The sequence below is a fragment of the Arenicella xantha genome (genome assembly GCF_003315245.1).
GTDB classification, from domain to species: Bacteria; Pseudomonadota; Gammaproteobacteria; order Arenicellales; family Arenicellaceae; genus Arenicella; species Arenicella xantha.
This window is the reverse complement of the sequence record NZ_QNRT01000002.1, coordinates 316,114-338,991: the sequence shown is the minus strand read 5'-3', so window position 1 is coordinate 338,991 and position 22,878 is coordinate 316,114. Positions and strand designations below refer to the sequence as shown.

Annotated in this window: 20 protein-coding genes; 10 read left to right on the top strand and 10 right to left on the bottom strand. The window is 48.0% G+C overall.

Annotation, left to right across the window (positions count from 1 at the left end; all coding sequences use genetic code 11):
• Positions 1-396: 396 nt before the first annotated feature.
• The 3 genes from DFR28_RS07435 to DFR28_RS07425 all read right to left on the bottom strand — a co-directional run bounded on the left by DFR28_RS07435 (position 397) and on the right by DFR28_RS07425 (position 3,441).
• Positions 397-1,554, bottom strand: a complete 1,158-nt coding sequence (locus DFR28_RS07435) for a pyridoxal-phosphate-dependent aminotransferase family protein (protein ID WP_113954534.1) — start codon at positions 1,552-1,554, stop codon at positions 397-399.
• A 136-nt stretch (positions 1,555-1,690) separates the two neighbouring features.
• Positions 1,691-2,890: a hypothetical protein gene (locus tag DFR28_RS07430; protein ID WP_147250950.1), complete on the bottom strand. Its 1,200-nt coding sequence runs from the start codon at positions 2,888-2,890 to the stop codon at positions 1,691-1,693.
• A gap of 2 nt (positions 2,891-2,892) precedes the next feature.
• A complete protein-coding gene (locus DFR28_RS07425) occupies positions 2,893-3,441 on the bottom strand; it encodes a hypothetical protein (RefSeq protein ID WP_113953704.1) in 549 nt (182 codons plus the stop codon).
• 433 nt (positions 3,442-3,874) lie between these two features.
• Here DFR28_RS07425 and DFR28_RS07420 point away from each other — a divergent pair, with 433 nt between their 5' ends.
• From DFR28_RS07420 to prpF, 5 genes are all read left to right on the top strand, one after another.
• The gene (locus DFR28_RS07420; RefSeq protein WP_170132012.1) at positions 3,875-4,462 is read left to right on the top strand and encodes a TetR/AcrR family transcriptional regulator; all 588 of its coding nucleotides are present in this window, start codon (positions 3,875-3,877) and stop codon (positions 4,460-4,462) included.
• Between the two features lie 126 nt (positions 4,463-4,588).
• Complete coding sequence (locus tag DFR28_RS07415) at positions 4,589-5,386, top strand: inositol monophosphatase family protein (protein WP_113953702.1); 798 nt, start codon at positions 4,589-4,591, stop codon at positions 5,384-5,386.
• Between the two features lie 36 nt (positions 5,387-5,422).
• Entirely contained in the window at positions 5,423-6,049 is a 627-nt protein-coding gene (locus DFR28_RS07410) for a cation efflux transmembrane domain-containing protein (RefSeq protein WP_113953701.1), read from the top strand.
• A 667-nt stretch (positions 6,050-6,716) separates the two neighbouring features.
• Positions 6,717-9,335, top strand: coding sequence for a Fe/S-dependent 2-methylisocitrate dehydratase AcnD (acnD, locus tag DFR28_RS07405; protein ID WP_113953700.1), 2,619 nt, complete (start codon positions 6,717-6,719; stop codon positions 9,333-9,335).
• A gap of 34 nt (positions 9,336-9,369) precedes the next feature.
• On the top strand, positions 9,370-10,551 hold the full coding sequence (prpF, locus tag DFR28_RS07400) for a 2-methylaconitate cis-trans isomerase PrpF (RefSeq protein ID WP_113954533.1): 1,182 nt from the start codon (positions 9,370-9,372) through the stop codon (positions 10,549-10,551).
• Positions 10,552-10,676: 125 nt separating this feature from the next.
• On the opposite strand, the gene prpC is transcribed toward prpF, so the two are convergent.
• From prpC to DFR28_RS07380, 4 genes are all read right to left on the bottom strand, one after another.
• Positions 10,677-11,807, bottom strand: coding sequence for a bifunctional 2-methylcitrate synthase/citrate synthase (gene prpC / locus DFR28_RS07395; RefSeq protein WP_113953699.1), 1,131 nt, complete (start codon positions 11,805-11,807; stop codon positions 10,677-10,679).
• An 11-nt stretch (positions 11,808-11,818) separates the two neighbouring features.
• Positions 11,819-12,715: a methylisocitrate lyase gene (prpB, locus tag DFR28_RS07390; RefSeq protein ID WP_113953698.1), complete on the bottom strand. Its 897-nt coding sequence runs from the start codon at positions 12,713-12,715 to the stop codon at positions 11,819-11,821.
• 5 nt (positions 12,716-12,720) lie between these two features.
• The gene (locus DFR28_RS07385; RefSeq protein ID WP_113953697.1) at positions 12,721-13,416 is read right to left on the bottom strand and encodes a GntR family transcriptional regulator; all 696 of its coding nucleotides are present in this window, start codon (positions 13,414-13,416) and stop codon (positions 12,721-12,723) included.
• Between the two features lie 108 nt (positions 13,417-13,524).
• Entirely contained in the window at positions 13,525-14,133 is a 609-nt protein-coding gene (locus DFR28_RS07380) for a TetR/AcrR family transcriptional regulator (protein WP_147250949.1), read from the bottom strand.
• A 228-nt stretch (positions 14,134-14,361) separates the two neighbouring features.
• Here DFR28_RS07380 and DFR28_RS07375 point away from each other — a divergent pair, with 228 nt between their 5' ends.
• From DFR28_RS07375 to rraA, 5 genes are read left to right on the top strand one after another with little or no spacing between them, the layout of a single operon-like run.
• Complete coding sequence (locus DFR28_RS07375) at positions 14,362-16,137, top strand: acyl-CoA dehydrogenase (RefSeq protein WP_113953696.1); 1,776 nt, start codon at positions 14,362-14,364, stop codon at positions 16,135-16,137.
• 5 nt (positions 16,138-16,142) lie between these two features.
• Entirely contained in the window at positions 16,143-16,790 is a 648-nt protein-coding gene (locus tag DFR28_RS07370; RefSeq protein ID WP_113953695.1) for a TetR/AcrR family transcriptional regulator, read from the top strand.
• Entirely contained in the window at positions 16,780-20,046 is a 3,267-nt protein-coding gene (icmF, locus tag DFR28_RS07365) for a fused isobutyryl-CoA mutase/GTPase IcmF (RefSeq protein WP_113953694.1), read from the top strand. Before DFR28_RS07370 ends, icmF begins: the two co-directional genes overlap by 11 nt.
• Positions 20,047-20,057: 11 nt before the next feature.
• Positions 20,058-20,285, top strand: a complete 228-nt coding sequence (locus DFR28_RS20045; protein ID WP_113953693.1) for a DUF5522 domain-containing protein — start codon at positions 20,058-20,060, stop codon at positions 20,283-20,285.
• Positions 20,278-20,781, top strand: a complete 504-nt coding sequence (rraA, locus tag DFR28_RS07355; protein ID WP_113953692.1) for a ribonuclease E activity regulator RraA — start codon at positions 20,278-20,280, stop codon at positions 20,779-20,781. Before DFR28_RS20045 ends, rraA begins: the two co-directional genes overlap by 8 nt.
• Here the strand turns inward: rraA and DFR28_RS07350 are convergent.
• The 3 genes from DFR28_RS07350 to DFR28_RS07340 are packed head-to-tail and all read right to left on the bottom strand — an operon-like array spanning position 20,770 to position 22,840.
• Positions 20,770-21,627 carry a transglutaminase-like domain-containing protein gene (locus tag DFR28_RS07350; protein ID WP_170132011.1) on the bottom strand — a complete coding sequence of 286 codons (858 nt, stop codon included), beginning with the start codon at positions 21,625-21,627 and terminating at the stop codon, positions 20,770-20,772. The two genes, rraA and DFR28_RS07350, sit on opposite strands and share 12 nt — an antisense overlap.
• Positions 21,628-21,674: 47 nt before the next feature.
• Positions 21,675-21,905: a DUF350 domain-containing protein gene (locus DFR28_RS07345; RefSeq protein ID WP_113953690.1), complete on the bottom strand. Its 231-nt coding sequence runs from the start codon at positions 21,903-21,905 to the stop codon at positions 21,675-21,677.
• A gap of 5 nt (positions 21,906-21,910) precedes the next feature.
• Positions 21,911-22,840 carry an MBL fold metallo-hydrolase gene (locus DFR28_RS07340; RefSeq protein WP_113953689.1) on the bottom strand — a complete coding sequence of 310 codons (930 nt, stop codon included), beginning with the start codon at positions 22,838-22,840 and terminating at the stop codon, positions 21,911-21,913.
• Positions 22,841-22,878: the final 38 nt, after the last annotated feature.

Below are 22,878 nucleotides of genomic sequence, written 5' to 3'. Positions count from 1 at the left end.
AATCGGGACTAAAGTCTGATGTAATTTCCTACCTTAGTTCATGGTTGTTAGGCGTTTAACCGTCTATATTTGACTCATGGTTAGGTAGACGTATGACTCGGATCTGATCTTACTTATAGTTTTATTTGGGCATGGGTAGGATAAAATACTAAAGTTCAGATCTGGTTCATATTACTCAGCAATGAGGAAAATAAAGCTCCTTGGGTAGGGGGCTTTTTTTTCGCCTACTGTTTGCCGCTGGACCGCAAGGCGTTGCGCTTTGAGATCAATGGATTGGTCTGCTGGGTAACCAGAGGAGGGTCGTTTAGTGGCGACCCTCATGAGCACTCACTGATTGTCCATTCTTCAAGTCTGTCCCGGCGTATCAGGTGGATTCTGTTCTAATAGTTTGAGTGGTTAACTTGTTGACGCGGCCTGACGGTATACTTCATCAATTGCCAGCATCGCTGCACCGTTGGGAAATTGGAATGACTGTTTGGAAAGAGCGCTTTCTAAGGCTTGTACGCACGACCGAACATTGCTTTCGCGCGATGCATACCCCATGAGGCCAATGCGCCAAACTTTGCCAGCCAGTTGGCCGAGCCCCGCACCAATTTCAATGCTGAATTCTTTCAATAACTGCTGTCTGACTAAAGCCTCGTCGATGCCGTCCGGCACACAAACAGTGTTGAGTTGTGGTAAGCGGTCTGACTCCGCCACTAGAAGTTGCAGCCCCATCGCCTCAAGACCCGCTTTTAGTGCTTGATGATTCAGTTGATGTCTTGCCCAACTTGCTTCTAGCCCTTCATCACGTAGCACTGTTAATGATTCATGTAGGGCGTAAAGTGTATTGACGGGCGCTGTGTGATGGTAGGCTCGTTGCCTTCCTGCGCCCCAATAACCCATGACTAGGTTCATGTCGAGAAACCAGCTTTGGACAGGCGTTTTACGAGTGGAAATCACTTCACGAGCGTGATCGGAAAATGTAACTGGAGACAGCCCAGGTACACACGACAGGCATTTTTGTGTGCCGCTGTAGACCGCGTCAGCGCCCCAAGCGTCTACGTCTACGGGGATGCCCGCCAGCCCAGTTACTGTATCAACAATACTCAGCATGCCATATTGCCTTGCGATATGGCAGATGGCTTTTGCGTCGCTCTGAACGCCGGTTGAAGTTTCAGCATGCACGAATGCAATGGCTTTAGCATTTGGATGTTGCTTAGCCGCTGCTTGGACTTTATCAAGGTCTATTGCCGTTCCCCAAGAGTCTTCTACCATGATGGCGGTAGCACCGATTCTTTCGACATTCTCTTTCATGCGACCGCCAAATACCCCGTTTTGGCATACGATGACGGTGTCGTTTGGTTCGATTAGATTGACGAAGCAGGCTTCCATACCCGCTGAGCCAGGCGCAGATATCGGTAATGTGAGCTCGTTGTCGGTACGGAATGCGTATTGCAATAATTGTTTTATTTCATCCATCAAGCGAATGAATTCGGGGTCGAGGTGCCCAATTGTCGGACGCGCTAGTGCCAATGACACTTGAGGGTAAACGTCAGAGGGTCCCGGACCCATCAAAGTTCGGTGTGGTGGATAAAAGCTCATTGTGTCGCACTGCCGTCAGTTATAAAAACTCAATTATACTCGGTACTGAGTGTTCGCTGCGGTAAAAGCGATAACTAGTCGCTATGCACAAGGTGAATAGTTAAGCTTACCTGCGACGGCGATAATAGTCGCCCAGCAACATCTCAAACTGAATGCCGAGGTTGATTGCGCCTTGGTATGATTGTCCTGGGTACTCTCGTTCCCAGCGAAAGTCTACGCCAGTTTCGATAAATACCCAATCTCGCATAATTGGTTGGATGTAAGTGAACGTAACCCCATATTCTGGCAATGAAACTGGGTTCTCCTCTTCTCCGCGTGCGTAGACACTCGACGACACGCCGCGCTTGTCAGTGATTGAGTGGTGCCACGTAGCGTCTGTAAACCATTCCCATTGTTCTGCTTCTTCGGTGTATTTAACGCTGCCGTTGAGGACCATGATGTCCTTTTCTCCGAACATGCGCGTGTAGTCCACGTTGCTGCTCACGCCGAAGCCGTCTTGTTTACGCCAAAAACCTGTTTGTTCTGTTTTCCAAAATTGATCTTCGCCAGTTTGAAAAACTTGGCGGTAGGTCAGTCTTGAGTAAGGGCTGAGTCCGCCGCTAAGCTTAGCTCCAACAGAAAAATCCCAGCCGCTGCTGTCGCGGGTAGGGGACCGGTATCCCAAGCCGACCAGCCATTCACTGTCATCGTCATTGGTCGATCGTAAACCCACATTATTCAGCCGATCTTCGCTAACCTCGGTATTGCTGATATAGCTGTCTTCTTCTACTCGCCCAACAAATGCGTTTAGTCGATTATCCATGTTTGGCAAATCGGTACGAATTCGAATTCGCACTCGCGGGTCAATGCCTTCGATTTCGTCATGGCGAAACCCCACGGCGACCTTGCCTCTAAAGTTCTCGCCCTTAAAGGGTTGTTCATCGCCAAATAGGCCATCGACCCAACTGGCGGTGTTGCATAGCCGCGTGTGCGTATCTGCACGCAGTCTATCTACCCATACTCGACTTTCGGTACGTTGCTTGCAGCCGTTGTCTTCTTTGGACTCAAGCGGTTCTTCAAGTTCGTCAAGTTCGTCAATCTTGCGTGTCGTGTCGTCTAACTCGATTGGCGTCTCGGCAAGCTCAGTGGCTTTAAGCGGCTTTGCTTGAGCGGCTTCTGCGGACCAGCAGGGCGAAATGCACTGTAGGCTTATGACAACGGCAATGAGGCTACGACGCGCAATTTCACCGTGCGCTTTTTGCGTCATGGGGCTGGGCCGATGACGTGCGCCAAGGTCACTAGTAAGATTCGATGAAGGTATTTGCATTACTAAAAATTACCGTAATCTTCTTCTGGATAATACCGCTCATACTGTATCTGAGACGGGGCGATCTCTCTAGCGACTAATTTGGCAACGTCAGCTTCTACTTTAGTGATGAAGTTAAGATGATCACTGCGTTCGGCGGCTTCTCTGAGTGCGCTTCCCCAAATGGCGACATTGGTATTGTCGATGTTGCGGTAATGATTATCTTGCGCCCACTCATTGGCGATGTCGATGCCTAGTTGACGCATTCTGCGTCGGACTTCACGCTTAGTTTTGCTATTCTTAACTGTCGCGAGGAACTGTTGGGTCGCTTGATTCCAGCCGTTTGGATACAGCAATGTGCCTTGATAAAAGCGGCGAATCCAAGATAGGTGGGTTTCGATTACATCCGGCGCAACCGTTTCCAAGTTGCGCTTTTCCAAATATGCGTCGATAAACAGTTGTTTATCGGGCAGTTCGGCGGGCCAAGGTTGCTTGGTTCCGAACGATTGGCAGCCCGTTAGGCTAATAGCGACAAAGAGTAAAATAATTGATCGGTAGAAAGGTAAAAACATAGAACGATTTTTTATTTGGATTAATAATAAATATTAATGACATTTGTCAGCTAAGTGACACGTAGTATAATACTTGTGTTGTACGCTAGCGATATTAGACATATCTACCGCTTTGTAAAGTTTCGTCACATTTACCGAACAAGTGTTGGCAAAACAGGTGGATCATTGTCTAATTAATTTGCGTATTAAAGGGTCTATTTAACTTTCTAGAAAAACAAACAGTAAAAGATAACTTCTTTTTATTGGGATATTTTTGATGAAAACTCAGCACGCGTTGTAGGGCGCTGTGTTGTCTTTTCGATTTGTCACCTGTGTTTGTTTTACCTATTAATTTGAGTGGCTTAACGCCAATTTGGCAGCATCGTACTGCCATCATAAAACGATATAAAACTTTATTCTAATTGATCATGAAAATTTATTCAGGGGCACAAAAGTGGATCTACGAAAAAGACGCAGTCAGGAAAAGCTACAGATAGCATTAGCTCACCATCTGCAAAGCAAAACTATCGATGAAATAACCATCGGCGAACTCACTAAAACAGCCGGCGTGAGCCGACAAACGTTTTACTCTAATTTTGACAGTAAGCAATCAATTCTGCTCACGCGTATCGAAAATTTATTCGAAAAAAGCTGGACCAGAACTGAGTCACTAGTACAAAACTCTGAGATAGGGCGTGAGGAGTTTGTTGAAATCAGCATGCGCAACCTTTTAGAGGAGTGTGACAAGGAACGGATATTAATGCGAGCGGCATTTACTGGTCAGGCCGGTATTCAATGCTTGTCGTTACTTAAGTCCTTGGTTTCAAGGTTGATTTCAGACCGAATATTGTTTCAATTCAACCATAATTTCAATGCGCGTCAGTTGGATACGATTGCTGACTTTTACGCAGGTGGAATTATAGGAACGGTACAAGGCTGGTTGTTGGACGATACGCCGATGAAGGATATCGCATCAGTGGCACGTCAAATCGGTCGATTGGTTCCGCATGGCTTGGACGGGTATATTTCTCATTCAAATTAGCCATCAGTTAGCGACGGTTGGTGTGTGTATCACGCCTCCGTCGCTGGCTTCTGCGGCCGGTGGTCGCAGTGCTCGCGATAGAAAGGATTTCTTGCCTTAGTTTACGCGCTACTCGATAATGTTCGAATGAGCGATATTATTCAGGTAGCAAAGCAAGCTGCGCGGCGCGCGGGGAAATTTATCGGCGACTCGTTCTACCAACGAGACAATTTTGAGGTCGAGGAGAAGAGTCTGCATGACTACGTCTCAGAAGTTGATCGAACCTCCGAGACGATGTTGACAGAGGATGTTCTAAAGTCTTTCCCGACGCATCAGATAATTGGCGAAGAGTTTGGTCGAAGTGGCGCGCAAGCGGCAGATTATCAATGGGTGATCGATCCACTCGATGGCACCACAAACTTTGTTCGCGGTATCCCGCACTTTGCCGTGTCGATTGGTATCCTATTCCGTGGTACACCATATGCGGCTGTCGTGTTTGACCCCATAAAGAACGAGATGTTTGTTGCACAACAAGAGCAGGGTACGACACTTAACGGTAAACCTGTGACTGTGGCGAAACGATTAGGACTGCGTGGCGGGTTATTAGCCACCGGCATTCCCTTTAGTGGCCAACCGCTGGAAGAATTAGAGCGGTTCTTGTCGACATTGAATCAATTGCTTGAAACGCAGACCAGCGGTGTGCGACGCCTAGGTGCAGCCGCATTGGATCTGGCGTATGTTGCAGCGGGTCGCTATGACGGTTTTTGGGAATCACATCTTAAACTTTGGGACATCGCCGCTGGGGTACTTCTGGTTACCGAAGCCGGTGGTGTCATTTCTGACCTTTCCGGAGGTGTCGGTTATTTAGAAAGTGGTGATGTTCTTGCCGGCAGTCCTAACGTACATCGCGAAATGTTGCTGGTTACGCAAAGCTGTTATGGTTAAGCGAATCTTTATAGTGTAATTGAGGCGATTTAGTTTATGTCAGCTAGCTGTCATCATGTAGATACCTTCGATGGGGCAAGCCCTGCGTATCGTCGAGCGCTGTTGGCCGTGATCATGATAAACGCCACCATGTTTTTGGTGGAAATGTGGTTTGGCATTCGTGGCGAGTCGCAAGCACTGAAGGCGGATGCATTGGATTTTTTGAGTGATAGCGCTACTTATGCTGTGTCACTTTGGGCAATTGGTAAAGCGAGTGGTGTGCGCAGTAAGGTGGCGCTGCTTAAAGGGTACAGTCTGCTATTTATCGCTGCTTGGGTTCTTTGCTCAACGGTATATTACGCAGTAGTAGCAAATTCACCGGCAGCGCCGATAATGGGGTCGATAGCGATGGCTGCGTTGCTAGCCAATTTAGCCAGTGTATTGCTGTTGCTACGTTTCCGGGATGGCGATGCTAATGTTCGTTCGGTTTGGTTGTGTAGTCGTAATGACACAATCGGCAATGCTGCCGTGTTGCTTGCTGCGGGGCTGGTCTATGTAACACAGACTCACTGGCCTGATTTAATCGTGGCATTTTTGCTCGCATCACTTTTCTCATCTTCAGCGGTACAAATTATTCGCCAGGCTCGACAGGAACGTTTGGCTGAGCCGCATAGTCATCATTAACACGGCGCATACAAAAAAACCGTTAGACTTTCTGTCTAACGGTTTAGCAATACAATTGAGCCATCCCAATTTAGGAGTGAGGTTGGTCGGCTAGAGAGTTTATCTCTACTAAGCACTTATGTGGCTCAATGTTTAATGTCTGTTAGTGATCTGTTACTTCGTTCAGCGCAACTAAGGCTAAAAGTACAAGAGTCAAAACGGTTAAAATTTCCATGATTTCACCTTTGAAATAGATAGAGTAATAATGAGGTCAAGTTGTGTTTTTAGTTAGAGCCTACAGCGCTCCGTCGGGCTGTAATATGAGGGCTAAGAAGCTGATTTGAAAATGGTATATCGTCATATTAGAAATAACCAAAGAGAATGATTGAATTTTATTATTGGTGGCTCAGGAATATTACACAATTGTTAAATTTCTGTGAAGGAGGAGGTTTTGAATAGTTATAAAAATAGTCTAGGCGGTGCTGAAATGTTATGTCGTGTTGCTCAAGACAGTCTTAATTGTCGACAATGATAGCTTTCTATAGCTGAATAATGTGGTCTACAAGAAATAATGCTCATTATTGTATACAATGAGTGTTAAGTAACTGGTGAATCCTGTTACTCCGACAGCACTGCTGTTTAGCGCACTTTCGATAGTGCTCGAATTAACTCAAGATCAAAAATCACTATGAACTCACTATTTCGAAAACCGCTCCCTGGAACTTCGCTCGATTATTTCGACACACGCTCAGCCGTCGACGCTCTCGCACCGGGCGCGTTTGACGAACTCCCATACACCTCGCGTGTTTTCGCTGAGAACCTTGTTAGACGATGTGAGCCAAGTCAGTTAGATTCTGCATTGTTGCAAATAATTGAACGTCGTCGCGACCAAGACTTTCCATGGTTTCCAGCGCGCGTGGTTTGTCACGATATCTTGGGTCAAACAGCCTTGGTTGATTTAGCTGGTTTACGTGACGCAATTGCAGCAAAAGGTGGTGATCCGGCTCAAGTAAACCCAGTCGTGCCTACTCAGCTAATTGTTGACCATTCTCTAGCGGTGGAGCATGCCGGTTTTGAAACTGATGCATTCGATAAGAATAGGGCGATTGAAGACCGTCGAAATGAAGATCGGTTTCACTTTATTAATTGGACTAAGAAAGCATTCAAAAATGTAGATGTGATCCCTCCTGGTAATGGGATTATGCATCAAATTAATCTCGAGAAGATGTCGCCAGTAGTGCACTCTCGAGACGGTGTTGCATTTCCTGATACGTTGGTAGGCACAGACAGTCATACACCGCACGTTGATGCGCTGGGGGTCATCGCAATCGGTGTCGGTGGTCTTGAAGCTGAGAGCGTGATGCTCGGCCGAGCGTCTTACATGCGCTTACCAGATATTGTTGGAGTTGAGTTAAGCGGTAAACGGCAGCCCGGCATTACAGCGACTGATATTGTTTTGGCATTAACGGAGTTTTTGCGCGCTGAACGGGTTGTTTCGACCTATTTAGAGTTTTTTGGTGAGGGAGCCAATGACTTGACGATTGGTGATCGAGCCACTATTTCGAATATGACGCCTGAATTTGGTGCCACCGCGGCGATGTTCTATATCGATCAGAAGACCATCGACTACCTTCGCCTTACCGGTCGCGATGAAGCTCAGGTGGCGCTCGTTGAAACTTATGCAAAACAGTCTGGTTTGTGGGCATCTGACTTGCTTGATGCCAAATACGAACGTGTATTGAGTTTTGATCTATCCAGTGTCGGGCGCAATATTGCTGGGCCGTCGAACCCGCATCGCCGAGTCGCGACATCAGACCTCGCTGAGCAAGGTATTAGCCGCGACATTGTGGAAGATGTCGACTTGACTAACTGGCAGGGCCATATGCCTGACGGTGCGGTAATTATTGCCGCAATTACTAGCTGTACGAATACTAGTAACCCGCGCAATATGATTGCCGCGGGCCTCATTGCTCGAAATGCCAACAAGCTCGGTTTGCTGCGTAAGCCATGGGTTAAAAGTTCTTTGGCGCCGGGATCAAAAACAGTGCAACTGTATTTAGAAGAGGCCGGTTTGTTGACCGAGTTAGAGCAACTTGGATTCGGTATTGTCGGCTTCGCTTGTACTACCTGTAATGGCATGAGTGGTGCGTTAAACCCTCAAATACAGCAAGAAGTAGTAGAGCGTGATTTGTACTCGACGGCGGTTTTGTCGGGCAATCGAAACTTTGATGGGCGTATACATCCGTATGCGAAACAAGCATTTTTGGCGTCGCCACCGTTGGTCATTGCCTATGCAATTGCTGGTTCCATTCGGTTTGATATTGAAAACGGTGTATTGGGTCATGACCAGCACGGTAAGCCGGTTCGGTTAATGGATATTTGGCCGGGCGACGACGAGATTGATGAGATTGTGGCGGCAAGTGTTAAGCCCGAACAGTATCGGTCGGTGTACGAGCCAATGTTTAATCTTGAGGTATCGCATGATAGCGAAATCAGCCCATTGTATGACTGGCGCGAGATGAGTACCTATATTCGTCGACCGCCTTACTGGGAGGGAGCTCTGGCCGGTGAGCGTAAGCTAACGGGTATGCGGCCACTTGCGGTGCTCGGCGATAATATCACCACCGACCACTTGTCGCCGTCTAACGCGATCTTGGCCGACAGTGCCGCTGGTGAGTACTTGACTAAGATGGGCGTGCCTGAGGCCGACTTTAATTCGTATGCAACGCACCGAGGTGACCACTTGACCGCGCAACGTGCAACGTTTGCCAACCCTAAATTATTGAATGAAATGGTCCTTGAAGACGGTCAAGTAGTACAAGGGTCATGGGCTAGAGTTGAGCCAGAAGGCACCGTCACGCGGATGTGGGAGGCCATAGAAACGTATATGGCACGTAAGCAGCCGCTAATTATTATCGCCGGCGCGGATTATGGCCAAGGGTCATCGCGTGACTGGGCCGCTAAAGGCGTAAGACTGGCCGGGGTTGAGGCGATTGCTGCGGAAGGGTTTGAACGAATTCATCGCACCAACTTGATCGGCATGGGCGTATTGCCACTCGAATTTGCCAAGGGCACTACACGTAAAACGCTGAAGATAGACGGTTCGGAAACCTTTGATGTGCTTGGTACACCAACCCCCGGCGCGATGCTTGAACTGCGCGTGTTACGCACTAATGGTGAGCATTTTGTGGTTCCGGTATTGTGTCGCCTGGATACCGAAGAAGAGGTGTCTATCTATGCCGCCGGTGGGGTCTTACAGCGTTTTGCTCAAGACTTTTTAGAATCAACGGTAGCAACTAATGAGTGAGGGCGGGGCTATGACACAGGGCACTGATACCAATATGAATAGTCGTCCGCAAATCAAAGTGCCTGCGACCTATATGCGCGGTGGCACTAGCAAAGGTGTGTTTTTCAATGTGGCAGACTTGCCAGCAAGCATGCAAGCTCCTGGGCGTGTACGTGACCAAGTATTGCTGCGTGTGATTGGGAGTCCCGACCAATATGGAAAGCAGACCGACGGGATGGGCGGAGCAACTTCGAGTACCAGTAAAACGGTGCTAGTGTCTCAGAGCACTCAAGCTGATCACGACGTTGATTATTTATTTGGCCAGGTATCTATTGATAAGCCGGTGGTGGATTGGAGCGGTAATTGTGGTAATTTGAGTGCAGCGGTAGGGCCTTTTGCTATAGCTCAGGGCATGCTTGATGCGGGCCGATTACCAGACAATGGCATCGTCGAAGTTAAAATATGGCAAGCTAACATTGCTAAAACTATTGTTGCATCGGTGCCGATTAAAGACGGTGAGGTGCAGGAAATAGGAGATTTTGAGCTAGACGGCGTGACGTTCCCGGCCGCAGAAATTGAATTGGCATTTATGGATCCAGCTGCCGGCGATGGCGATCTGTTTCCGACCGGTAATATCGTAGATGATTTAGCGGTGGAAGGTCATGGAGTGTTTTTGGCAACTATGATTAATGCCGGCATTCCAACCATTTTTGTTAATGCCGCGGACCTCGGTTTTTCCGGTAAAGAATTGCAGTCTGATATTAATAGTGATGCGAGCCTGCTCACTAAGCTAGAGGCAATTAGACTCAGTGGTGCGCTTCAAATGGGTTTAGCTAACACGTTGCAAGAAGCCTCCGCGAGTCAACATACGCCAAAGCTCGCATTTGTTGCGCCAGCAGATAGCTACACAGCGTCCAGTGGCAAATTAGTCGACCGAGAGGAGATTGATTTGTTAGTGCGTGCGATGTCCATGGGGCAGTTGCATCACGCTATGATGGGTACTGCTGCGGTAGCGATTAGTGTGGCTGCAGCGGTGCCGGGTAGTTTGGTCAACCTTGCTTGCGGCGGTGGTAATCGCAATGCTGTTCGTTTTGGACATCCTTCGGGAACGCTAAAGGTTGGTGCTAGTGCTAGTTTGGTCGACGGTAAATGGCAGGCATCAAAAGCCGTGATGAGTCGCTCGGCAAGGATTCTTATGGAAGGCTCTGTGCGAGTTCCGGCGTCTGCATTTGATTGATTTGCAAAGAGTCGTGCGTCTTCAGATAAATATATCCACCGATTAGCTAAAAAGCCAACAGCAGTGACCATGCTGTTGGCTTTCAACTATGTTTGCTAAGCTATTGAATAATTTTATATTTTCTCTTAGTCTCGGTCTGAAATAGGTACAACTGCTCGGTGTTCCGGGCCGATGTATTCAGCACTAGGACGGATAATCCGGTTATTGGCACGTTGCTCGAAGGCGTGTGCGGCCCAGCCAGTCACCCTAGACATCACGAAAATTGGTGTAAATAGCCCGGTCGGGATGCCCATGAAGTTATAGGCCGACGCATGAAAAAAGTCTGCATTGCAGAACATGTTTTTTTCGCGTTTCATTACCGCTTCAACTCGTTCCGAAACGGGGTATAGGACTTCATCGCCAACGTCTTTCGAAAGCACTTCTGCCCATTTTTTGATAATTGCATTGCGTGGATCGCGTTCTTTATATACCGCGTGCCCAAATCCCATAATCAATTCTTTGTTGGCCAGCTTGTCGAGAATCGCAGCTTCGGCTTCATCCGGAGTTGACCATTGCTCGATCATTTCCATTGCTGCTTCGTTTGCGCCGCCATGCAATGGGCCGCGCAGAGTGCCAATTGCTCCAGTAATTACCGAGTGGATGTCGGTTAACGTAGATGCGGCAACTCTGCCGGCAAAAGTAGATGCATTGAATTCGTGTTCTGCATAGAGAATCAGTGATACATTCATCACTTTGGCATGTAGCTCACTAGTCGGTTTACCGTGTAGCATATGTAGGAAGTGTCCGCCTATAGTCGCTTCGTCGGTGTCTGTATCAACCCGTACACCTTCGTGTGAAAATCGATACCAATACACAACAATAGCTGGCAATAGGGCTAAAATTCGATCAACGCATTCGGCTTGTTGTGAGAAATCTGTTTCAGGCTCGAGGTTTCCAAGCAGTGATACGCCGCTGCGCATGACATCCATCGGATGGGCGCTGGCGGGTATGAGTTCGAGTGCGGTTTTCAATGCGCTTGGTAGGCTACGTAAGCCATGCAAAGTGCGTTGGTACGCGTCGAGTTCCGTTTGAGTCGGTAAATGACCCTTGAGTATCAGGTACGCTACCTCTTCAAAGATGCAGTTTTCGGCAAGGTCGTCGACGTCATAGCCTCGATAATTAAGGCCTGAGCCTTGAGTGCCAACGGTGCACAAGGCGGTTTGTCCGGCAACTTGTCCGCGTAGGCCTGCGCCGCTCAGTTTTGAATCAGATGACATAGGGATACTCCTTAGTCTGTTGTTTTGTTGGTGTGGGTTGAGAACAGTGTGTCTAATGTTGTCTCATATTCGTGGTAGTTCAGGTAGTCATAGAGTTCCATGCGTGTTTGCATGTGCTCGACCATGTCGCGTTGGTGCCCTTTATTCAAAACGTCTTGATACACCATTTCGGCCGCCTTGTGCATCGCGCGTGTTGCCGTGAGAGGGTAGAGAACCATCGAGACACCGTGTGCCTGCAGCTCTTGCGTATCAAACAGCGGTGACATTCCAAATTCAGTCATGTTGGCTAGAATCGGCGCGTCGATGACCTGGTTGTAGGCTTGATACTCATCGAGTGAGGCCATTGCCTCAGCAAAGATTCCGTCGGCGCCCGCTTCGACATAGGCTGCTGCACGTTCGATCGACGCCTCTAGGCCTTCTATTGCGTAGGAGTCGGTACGCGCCATAATAAAAAAATTATCATCGGTTCGTGCATCTACTGCAGCTTTGATTCGGTCAACCATTTCTTGGCGGCTGACAATGGCTTTGTTGGGGCGGTGTCCGCAGCGCTTTTGCGCGACTTGATCTTCCATATGGACGGCGGCGACTCCAGCTCGTATGGATTCTTTGATCGTGCGAGCAATATTGAACGCACCGCCCCATCCGGTGTCGATATCGATAAGCAGCGGGGTATCGACGGCTGACGTTATTCGTCGAGCATCCTCTAGTACGTCATTCATGCTGGTCATGCCGAGATCGGGTAAGCCATATGATGCATTAGCGCATGCGCCGCCGGAGATGTAGATCGCTTGGTGGCCGATTTTGGTAGCCATTAGCGCCGAATAGGCGTTTACCGTTCCAACAATTTGAAGGGGCGAATTTTCAGTTAGAGCGACCCGAAATCGGTGGCCGGCTGAATGTATAGTCATGGTTGTCAGCTCTGCGTTGCTAAAGAGTTAAGAATGGATGTTTTGGCCCGAGCTATATGTTTTCGCATCAGCATTTCTGACAGCTCAGCATCGCGCAGCTCAATGGCGTAAATTAACTGGTCGTGCTCTATAAGCGCTCGATTAGAGCGGGCTTTGAAGCGACTGGTCTGGAACCGAAACATGCGAATCAGATGGTATAGCTCGTCACACAGTTGGTTTGCCAGTAGGGCGTTACCACAACCCTTGATGATCTGATAGTGGAAGTCGAAATCGCCCTCGGCTTGCATGTACTCACCAGCATTTGTTTCGGTATGGTGGCGGTGAATTTCAAGTAGCTTGCGTAGTTGGGTAATTTGCTCGTCAGTCATATTAAGAGCCGCTAGGCCAGCAGCTTTGCCCTCTAGTACTTCGCGGACTTCGTAAAGGTCCTTGATGCTATTTGGGCTCATGGTGACGACGGTTGCCCCAACATGGGGGATGTGCCGAACTAAGCGCATTGCGACCAAGCGACGTATAGCTTCTCTGAGGGGGCCGCGACTGACATGAAATTGCTCAGCTAATCGCGGCTCATTTAATTTTTCGCCAGGACGTATTTGCCCCGTGACGATAGCCTCTCGTAGTGCGGTCGTGGTTTGACCGCTCAGGGTATTGTCTGAGTGTTCTGGTGGATTGTCCGAGACATTGTTATTGGCTTCTAACATAGCCTCGTTAGTTTGCTGGTGCGGCGACTAATTGTCAACAATGAGGCGAATAAATGGCACTATTTCCATTTTTATTCAATAATTCAGGGCTTATTGTATACAACTAGGCTATTTTTGAGCGAGTTTTTGGATGATTTTTGATAAGACTATTTTAGTATTTCGGCGGCCAGGTTTCTTGCTAATCGCAAATTGCATGACGCTGCCTGAAATGATTTGAGCTAAATGATTGGGATCAAGGTCTGCGCAGATCTCGTCTCTTGCTTCTGCTTGTTGAACGATCTTGGCAATCAGGCGTGCGTAAGGGGCGCGAAAATAGCGGGAAGTTTGTGATAACTGCGCGCTATCGTCGACGATTTCTGCCGCTAAAGTTAAGAACCCTTTTAGCACATCAGGTTTGTGGATAGCGTCGATGGTTAAGTCGAGAAATTGATCGATGTCTGATTCAAAGCTCCCAGTATTCGGTACCGGCCATTCACGAACGTTGGGTAGAAAGGCTTCTTCGACGATGCGACTGACATCACCATTCCACCAGTTGTAAAGCACATTGCGCGACACTTTGGCGCGACTCGCAATTGAACTTAAGGACAGCCCTCGGTACCCGAGTTCGCCAACCAATTCGCGTGTGGCTTGCATTATGTCCTGGTGTTTAGTGCTGTCGCGGCGTCGCCCGACCCGCGCTGAGGACGGTGCTTTTCTTGATTGAATGGAGTTATTCACGGGAGTTTACTGTCGATAGGTACATCTTGTTTGCATCATGATAACGCCATTTTAGATATTATCTAGATCGATTATTGCTTCTGATAGTAATAGCGGCAATATCTGTGGCTAATTGACTTGCTTGTTGCAAACAAGTAAATTGGGGTTTGTTCAGGCAAGTCTATTTATAGTCCGTACCACAACCATCAAAATATAATTCTTTTATCCTATTTAGGAAGGCAGCAAGCAATGGCAGATTACCAAGCACCAGTTTCGGAAATATCGTTCGTACTTAATGATCTACTTGATGTGCCTAAATTGTACGCCTTGCCAGATTTTTCAGAAGCTTCTGCAGAGCTTGTTGATGCAGTGGTTGAAGAGGCTGGTAAATTTGCTGCGCAAGTGTTCGCGCCGATAAACCGTGTTGGCGACTTACAACACAGCCGTGCAGTCAATGGCGAGGTGGTGACGCCAGATGGTTTTAAAGAAGCGTATCAACTTTTTGTTGACAACGGTTGGATGAGTTTAGCGCAAGACCCTGAATATGGTGGTCAAGGTTTACCATTCACCGTGCATATGACGGCAAGTGAGTTTTGGAATAGCGCGAATACCTCGATGGCCCTATGCCCGATGTTGACGGCTGGTGCGATTGATGTATTTGCGGCGCATGCGAGTAATGAACTCAAGGCTATTTACTTACCGAAGCTTATTTCGGGAGAGTGGACTGGCACGATGAATTTGACAGAATCACATGCAGGTTCCGATTTATCAAATCTAAAAACTAAAGCGACCCCTCATGATGATCACTATCTCATTAAAGGTCAGAAGATTTACATTACCTGGGGCGAGCATGACATGACCGATAATATCGTGCATATCGTGTTAGCGCCGTTAGCCGATGCACCTGCGGGAGTAAAGGGCTTGTCGCTGTTCGTGGTGCCGAAATTTTTGGTTAATGAAGATGGTAGTCTGGGCGAACGCAACGACGTTAAAGTGGTTTCTACCGAACATAAGCTTGGGATTAACGCGAGCCCAACTTGTGTTATGAGTTTTGGTGAGAATGCTGGCGCTGTCGGGTACATGATCGGTGAGCCTGGTCAGGGCTTAGCTTGCATGTTTACGTTAATGAATCATGCGCGCCTAGAAGTTGGATTAGAGGGAGTTGGCCTATCAGAGCGAGCCTACCAAGACGCACTCAGTTACGCGCGTGAACGCGTTCAAGGTCGTTCACCAGCGACCGGTGATAGCATCAGTATTATTGGGCATCCAGACGTGCAGCGCATGCTGATGCAGATGAAATCACTCACTGACGCTATGCGAGCTCTGTGCTACGACGCGTCAATGTCGCACGATCTACGGACACATGGCGATGATGAGGAGACTCGCGATTATCATTCCACACGATTTGCCTTGCTGACGCCGGTAACTAAAGCTTGGTGTACCGAGCTGGTTAATGAAGTTACATCGCTGGGGATTCAAGTGCATGGTGGCATGGGGTTTGTTGAGGAAACAGGCGTTGCTCAGCATTATAGAGATGCTCGTATCACCTCGATTTATGAAGGTACCAATGGTATCCAGGCAAATGATTTAGTTAATCGAAAATTAATACGTGATGGTGGCGCAGGGGTTAAGGCGTTGATGAACGAAATGACGCAATCAGTTGAGTCAGCCGGTGATTTTCCTGAATTGCGAGATGCGTTTCGTGCTGGCGTATCAGAACTGCAAGAGACTTCAAATTATATTCTTGATAATCATAAAGATAGCGACTATTTCGAAGGTGCTGTGGCATACAATTATTTGATGCAAATGGGGTATGTGTGCGGTGCGTGGTATCACTATCGCAGTGCGCTTGCGGCGCACAAAAAGCTTCAATCCGGTGAAGGTGATTCGCAGTTTTACGCAAATAAACTATTAGCGGCACGGTTTTATATCCACCAAATGTTACCGCGAGCGTTTGCTTTTGGGAGTGCGGTACGTGATGGTGCCGGCATTGGTTCCGAATTAAATGAGCAATCTTTCTCGTAGTCTCAATGAATAATGTCGCCAATCAACGCGAGCCGCGCCGAACGCAGGCGCAGCGCACCGAGATGTCCGACCAACGGATGCTTGATGCAACCGTCAAGTTGATTGTTGAGCGGGGGCCATCTGCCACTAGCCTTACCGATGTTGGTGTGTTGGCAGGCTACAGTCGTGGCTTGGCTAGTCATCGATTCGGGTCTAAAGACAACCTATTTAACTTTGTCGTGTTGAAGCTTGGTGAGATGTGGTTGGCTAAGCTTAAAGAGGTGACCAACACCAAGTCGGGGTTGGCGGCGATTGAGCATGCCATTGATCAGCATTATGATTTCTGTGTTGACGCACCTGATCATGTTAGGACGCTATACACCTTGTGGTTTGAGTCACTCAATAGCGACTCTGAGCTAAGTGCAACCATCAAGGCTATTCATCAACGACGCTTTCAGGACGTAGTAAATTGGATAGTACACGACGAGCGAATCTCAGAACGTGCTAAGAAAGAGGCGGACGTGATTGCAGCGCAGTTTAGCGCATCTATTATCGGGGTAGTCTATTACTGGCTGGCGAATCCTGAAAAACTAAATGAAACCAAAAGCTTACACGATGGTCTTAAACTAACCATGACACGCTTATTGAGCGAGGAAACAGGTAATGACGATTAACAGCAGTCTCGACAATGCAACGACGCAATCGAGTCAGACAGCTACGCCGCTGAGGTTTGTCACCGCAGCGAGTCTTTTTGATGGGCACGACGCATCAATTAATATTATGCGACGAATTTTGCAATCTCTAGGGGTTGAGGTGATTCATTTGGCGCACAACCGTTCAGTCGCGGAAGTGGTGCAGGCCGCGTTGCAGGAAGATGTGCAAGGGATTGCAATGAGCTCGTATCAAGGCGGTCATGTTGAATATTTTAAATATATGGTGGATATGCTCAAAGACAACGGCGCTGAACACATTCGCGTGTTTGGCGGTGGCGGTGGCGTGATTGTGCCGGCGGAAATACAAGAGTTACACGATTATGGGGTCGAGCGCATCTATTCTCCGCAAGACGGCATGAAGCTTGGCCTGGTTGGCATGATTCAAGACATGATTGATCGTTGTGTGCAGGTTTCGCCGACAGTAAATGGAAAAATTGACCTCGCCGGACAAGATCGTACCGATCTAGTCGCATTATCGAGAATCATCAGTTCGATTGAGAACCAACAAATCGATAAATTAAGCCTGGCGAAGATTAAACTGGCGTCGGACAAGCGTGTACCGGTACTGGGGATCACAGGCACCGGCGGCGCAGGTAAGTCATCGTTAACTGATGAGATGATTAGGCGTTTTCGCATTGATAGCCAAGATCAGGCCAAAATCGCCGTGCTAGCGATTGATCCAACGCGCCGGAAGACCGGGGGCGCGCTATTAGGTGATCGAATCCGCATGAATTCGATCTACGCTGACAATATATACATGCGTTCCATTGCTACACGCGGTTCAAGTGGTGAGGTCCCTGAGGCCTTGCGGGACATAATTGCGACGCTTCGACACTTCGAGTTTGATCTAATAATTGTCGAAACGCCTGGAATCGGGCAGGGCGATGCGGGCATCGTGCCATACGTCGATGCATCGATGTATGTTATGACGCCAGAGTTTGGAGCTCAGAGCCAGCTAGAAAAAATCGATATGCTTGATTTTGCTGATTTGGTGGTGATTAATAAATTTGATCGTAAGGGCGCCGCTGATGCGCTACGCGATGTTGCTAAGCAAGTCCAACGAAATCGTGAGGCATGGGATACCGAGCCTGCAAAGTTACCTGTGTTTGGCTCGATTGCGTCTCGCTTTGGCGATGATGGGGTTACCTCTGCGTATCATGGACTGTTGACTGTGTTACGTGAAAAAGGCCTGCGTGATTGGCAATCAACTCTTCCATTCCAAGATAATCGAGTACCATCTGAGCGCTCAGTTATTGTGCCCAGTTCTCGACAACGCTACCTCGCTGAAATTGCTGAGACAGTCCGCGCGTATTTAGCTGATGCAGATCAACAAGCCGCAATCGCCAGTGAACGTCAAGCACTCACGCGCACAGCGGAGATGTTAGAGCTTGGTGATTCTGCTGGTTCACCTCAGATAATGCAGTTGATCGGCGAGCGCGACCAACAGCTAAGTGCTGAGAGTAAGTCGCTGCTCGATGAGTGGCCGGATCGAGCTGCATCTTATCGCGGAGTAGAGCGAACCGACACCTTGCCAAACGGTAAGCAGGTTACAACTCAGTTGGTGCGTGAAAGCTTGTCTGGCACGTTGGTGCCGCGAGTCGCAGTGCCTAAGTACTCAGACGCTGGAGATTTATTGCGCTGGATGAAACGCGAAAATCTACCAGGATTCTTCCCATATACCGCCGGCGTATTCCCATTCAAGCGCGAAGGTGAAGATCCTGCACGGATGTTTGCTGGTGAAGGTGACCCGAAACGAACCAATCAGCGCTTCAAGAGGTTGTCTAAACACGCCGAAGCTGTGCGTTTGTCGACCGCGTTTGATTCAGTGACACTGTACGGCTTTGATCCAGCAGAGCGTCCAGATATCTACGGGAAAATCGGTAACTCAGGGGTTTCGGTAGCGACGCTGGATGACATGAAGCAGCTATTTGATGGTTTTGATCTGTGTGCTCCGAATACCTCGGTTTCGATGACCATAAATGGGCCTGCGCCAACTATCTTAGCGATGTTTTTAAATACTGCGATCGATCAGCAAGTGGATAAATTCGTGGCGGAGAATGATCGTGAGCCGAACGTGAGCGAGCATGCAACGATAAAATCCAATGCGCTGCGTGCCGTACGCGGCACAGTGCAAGCAGACATTCTCAAAGAGGATCAAGGTCAAAATACTTGTATTTTCTCAACTGAGTTTAGTCTTCGCATGATGGGCGATATACAGCAATACTTTATCGATCACGAAATTCGTAATTTCTATTCGGTTTCTATTTCTGGCTATCATATCGCTGAGGCTGGGGCTAACCCGATTTCGCAGCTCGCGTTTACTTTAGCCAATGGTTTTACCTTTGTTGAAACTTATTTGGCACGCGGCATGCACATTGACGACTTCGCACCAAATTTGTCATTTTTCTTTTCAAATGGAATGGATCCCGAGTACACCGTGATCGGTCGAGTCGCGCGGCGTATTTGGGCTGTTGCAATGCGTGAGAAGTATGGTGCTAATGCACGTAGTCAGAAGTTGAAATATCATATTCAAACTTCTGGACGTTCACTGCATGCGCAGGAAATGCAGTTCAATGACATTCGAACCACGTTGCAAGCGCTATTGGCAATTAACGATAATTGCAATAGTCTGCACACCAATGCTTATGATGAAGCTATTACCACGCCGACCGAAGAATCAGTGCGAAGAGCATTGGCTATCCAGTTGATTATAAATAGAGAATTTGGTTTAGCTAAGAATGAGAATCCGCAGCAGGGCGCTTTCATTATTGATGAGCTAACCGATCTTGTGGAAGAAGCGGTTCTGCGCGAATTTGAGCGTATTTCAGATCGTGGTGGTGTGCTAGGGGCGATGGAAACCGGCTACCAACGTGGTCGAATTCAGGAAGAGTCAATGAAGTACGAAACGCAGAAGCACAATGGTAGTTACCCGATTATTGGTGTTAATACCTTCTTGCCTGAAGCGGCTGAGGAAGAGTTTACTGTGGAACTGGCGCGTTCTACTGACGATGAGAAGCAAAGCCAAATCAGTCGACTTAGAGACTTTAAGCAGCGACACGAGTCAGAGTCATCGGCGGCGATTGCTGAGATAAAGCAAACTATCAACGACGGTGGCAATGGTTTTGAAGCGTTAATGGATGCCGTGCGCACTTGTTCGCTTGGCGAGTTGACGGATGCCTTTTTTGAGGTTGGTGGTCAATATCGTCGCAGCACTTAGCGGCAGCTATTATGAGCCTAATCACAAAGTCGAACGCTGATTCAGCACCTCAAGCCACAAACTCGGTCAACGCGCCTGTTTGGCCGATTAAGGAATTGCGAGAAAACGAGCATTATTATATGGAGAATGGTCTGATGGTTCTAACCGAGGCTTACCATTTAGCTCGTGGCCGATGTTGCGGAAACGCATGTCGACACTGCCCCTTTGAACATATTAATGTGAGGAAACCAAGTGACTGAAAAAGATAATAATTTAGTTTCAACGCCAGACCTTTGTGATGCCTATCCAGAGCAGGTAAGGGTCCTAGACAGTGTTTTCAATGATTATGGTGGCGTCACGTCATTTTTTGGTCAAGTTGTCACGATCAAATGCTTTGAAGACAACTCTGTTGTCAAACAGTTGGTTTCTACCCCCGGCGAAGGGCGTGTGATCGTGATGGATGGCGGCGGGTCGTTACGTCGAGCTATTTTAGGGGATATGTTGGCCGCACAAGCCGCCGATAATGGTTGGGCTGGTTTGGTAATCAATGGGTGTATTCGAGACTGCTTAGAAATTGCCGAGACCGCCGTTGGCGTTAAGGCGTTGAATACGCATCCTATGAAGACTGAGAAGCGCGGTTTAGGCGATCTGGATGTACCGGTTACCTTTGCTGGTCAAACCATCATGCCGGGCGATTGGCTGTACGCCGATCAAAATGGTGTTTTGGTTTGTGATCAAGCATTGTCATTCGACTAGCGTTAATGGCGCCGGCGACTCGCGTTTAAATCGTGAGTGTAGTTGCCACTTATCATCGCCATAGCGAACGGTTAATGTTGAACCGGTGTTTTCCCAAAACGAAGTTCGATTGAACTGAAGTTTCGGCCGATAAGCCGTGGCCAGACTGGCCAACATGAAATCGTTTAATGATGACGGTCGGCGTTTATCTGTCGCTTCGAGTACGTACTCCTTACCATCGAGAAACACTACTACCCAAGCGTGTCCACCTGCTGGTATCTCGCCAATCACGACTCGGGCATCGTAGTCTAAACCAATTAACCAATCAGCCAACAGTAAGGCATGGTCTTCACAGTCTCCATGACCGTAGTAATAAGCTTGTTCTGAGTTTTGCCAGACATCCGACATGCTGGGCCCATATTGTATATGGTCCAGCACATAGCGTTTACGCATACTTAGGGTTGCCAACGGGACCCAAATTCGATCCGTTTGAAACGGTACGAAACCGACTAGATACGAATTTGCGAAGTAGGGTTTTTGATTAATCCCCACGGCAACATAATTGATGATCCGATGCTTGGGGTCGGTTAAATAAAAACTATCGTTGCCTGCTTGATAGTCCGGTGCGCCAACGATGGCGTTTAATTCGTCGGTATTGAAGTGCGACATGCCGAATTGGCTGGTGATGAAACCTCGTTGTTGCTTGTTTTGCGCTAGCGGTTCGACGGTTGAGAGATGGGGTAAGCTGCTAGCCCCATCACCGCCACCTCGTTGGACTACAACGTGGCGCGTTTGCTCTAAGTAAGCTAACGCGATCAGGCAGATTATCAGTAAAGCAAAACTATTCTTAAGCAAACCATTTTTCAACAAACTATAACCCTCAGTACCATCCTTGGTTAGGAGTTAACGCTTGGTTAACCTTTGAGACCGAACGACACAATAATCGCCACGAACAAAAGAATGGTCGAGGCAAAAATCGCTACCGCTATATTGCCGCTTTGTAGTTGTCGCTCGATGTCGACATTCTTGAGCAGTTGTTTATCGACAAACTTTAATGCAATGACCCCAACTAACAAAGAGAGTAGTGTATAGAGCAGATTGATTGCCAAATTAAATAGTGTGGCAATAAAAAATTCACTTTCCATGATGCTTAGCTCTTAGCTGCTTTTCTGGCAGCGGATATGACTTGGTTTGTCATACGTTCGGTAGTTATAAATCCCCAGTTATAGTCTTGATATTTGCTTAGTGGGTTCGCGGCAATAATTTCTTCATCAGTGCTGCCGTTGGCGACTAGCTCTGCGATCATTTGGTAGCTGTCTTCAAGCATAGATATGGTGCGTTCGACGTCCGATTTGTCGGCGAGCGGGCCATGGCCAGGTATGATTTTAGTGGATTCATTGCTGAGTGCCGCAATTGCTTTAAGAGCATCAATCACGCCAGCCATGCTGCCGCCATTGCTCTCATCAATGTATGGGAATACCTTATTGAATAAAATGTCGCCGGTGTGGATGATATTGTCGGATTCAAACATTACTGCAGCATCGCCGTCGGTATGTGCATTTGCGAAATGCATGATCTTGGCGGCATCTCCATTGATGTGAATCGTCATTTGGTCGGAAAACGTTAAGACCGGCAACGCCGATAATGGTGCAGGCTCGAACCCTTCTTCTTTTGCAACACCTTTGGTCACCAAAGAATGGCGTAAGTTTTGATGGCTGATTATTTTTGTTCCACCATCACCAAATGCGTGATTGTTACCAGTGTGGTCGCCATGAATATGAGTGTTGATTAAGTAGTCAATCGGCTTATCGGTGGTTTTCTTAATTTCCTCTCGTAGAATGTCAAGTACGTCGGATACCCCATTATCAATCATCGCGACGCCGTCGTCACCAACGGTTAAGCCGACATTTCCGCCCGTGAACCCACCTGTGCCACTTAGCATATACACCGTGTCGCTCACCTTGGTGGTCGTGAAGCTAAGTTCAGCTTCTTGCGCAATGACAGCGCTCGTAGATGAAAAAAGTGACAGCAGCGCGCTGGTTAGAATCCAGTTGCGGTTGAATGTTTGCTTGATGTTCATGAAATCACCTTGGATGTCTGAGGTTATCTGAATCTAAA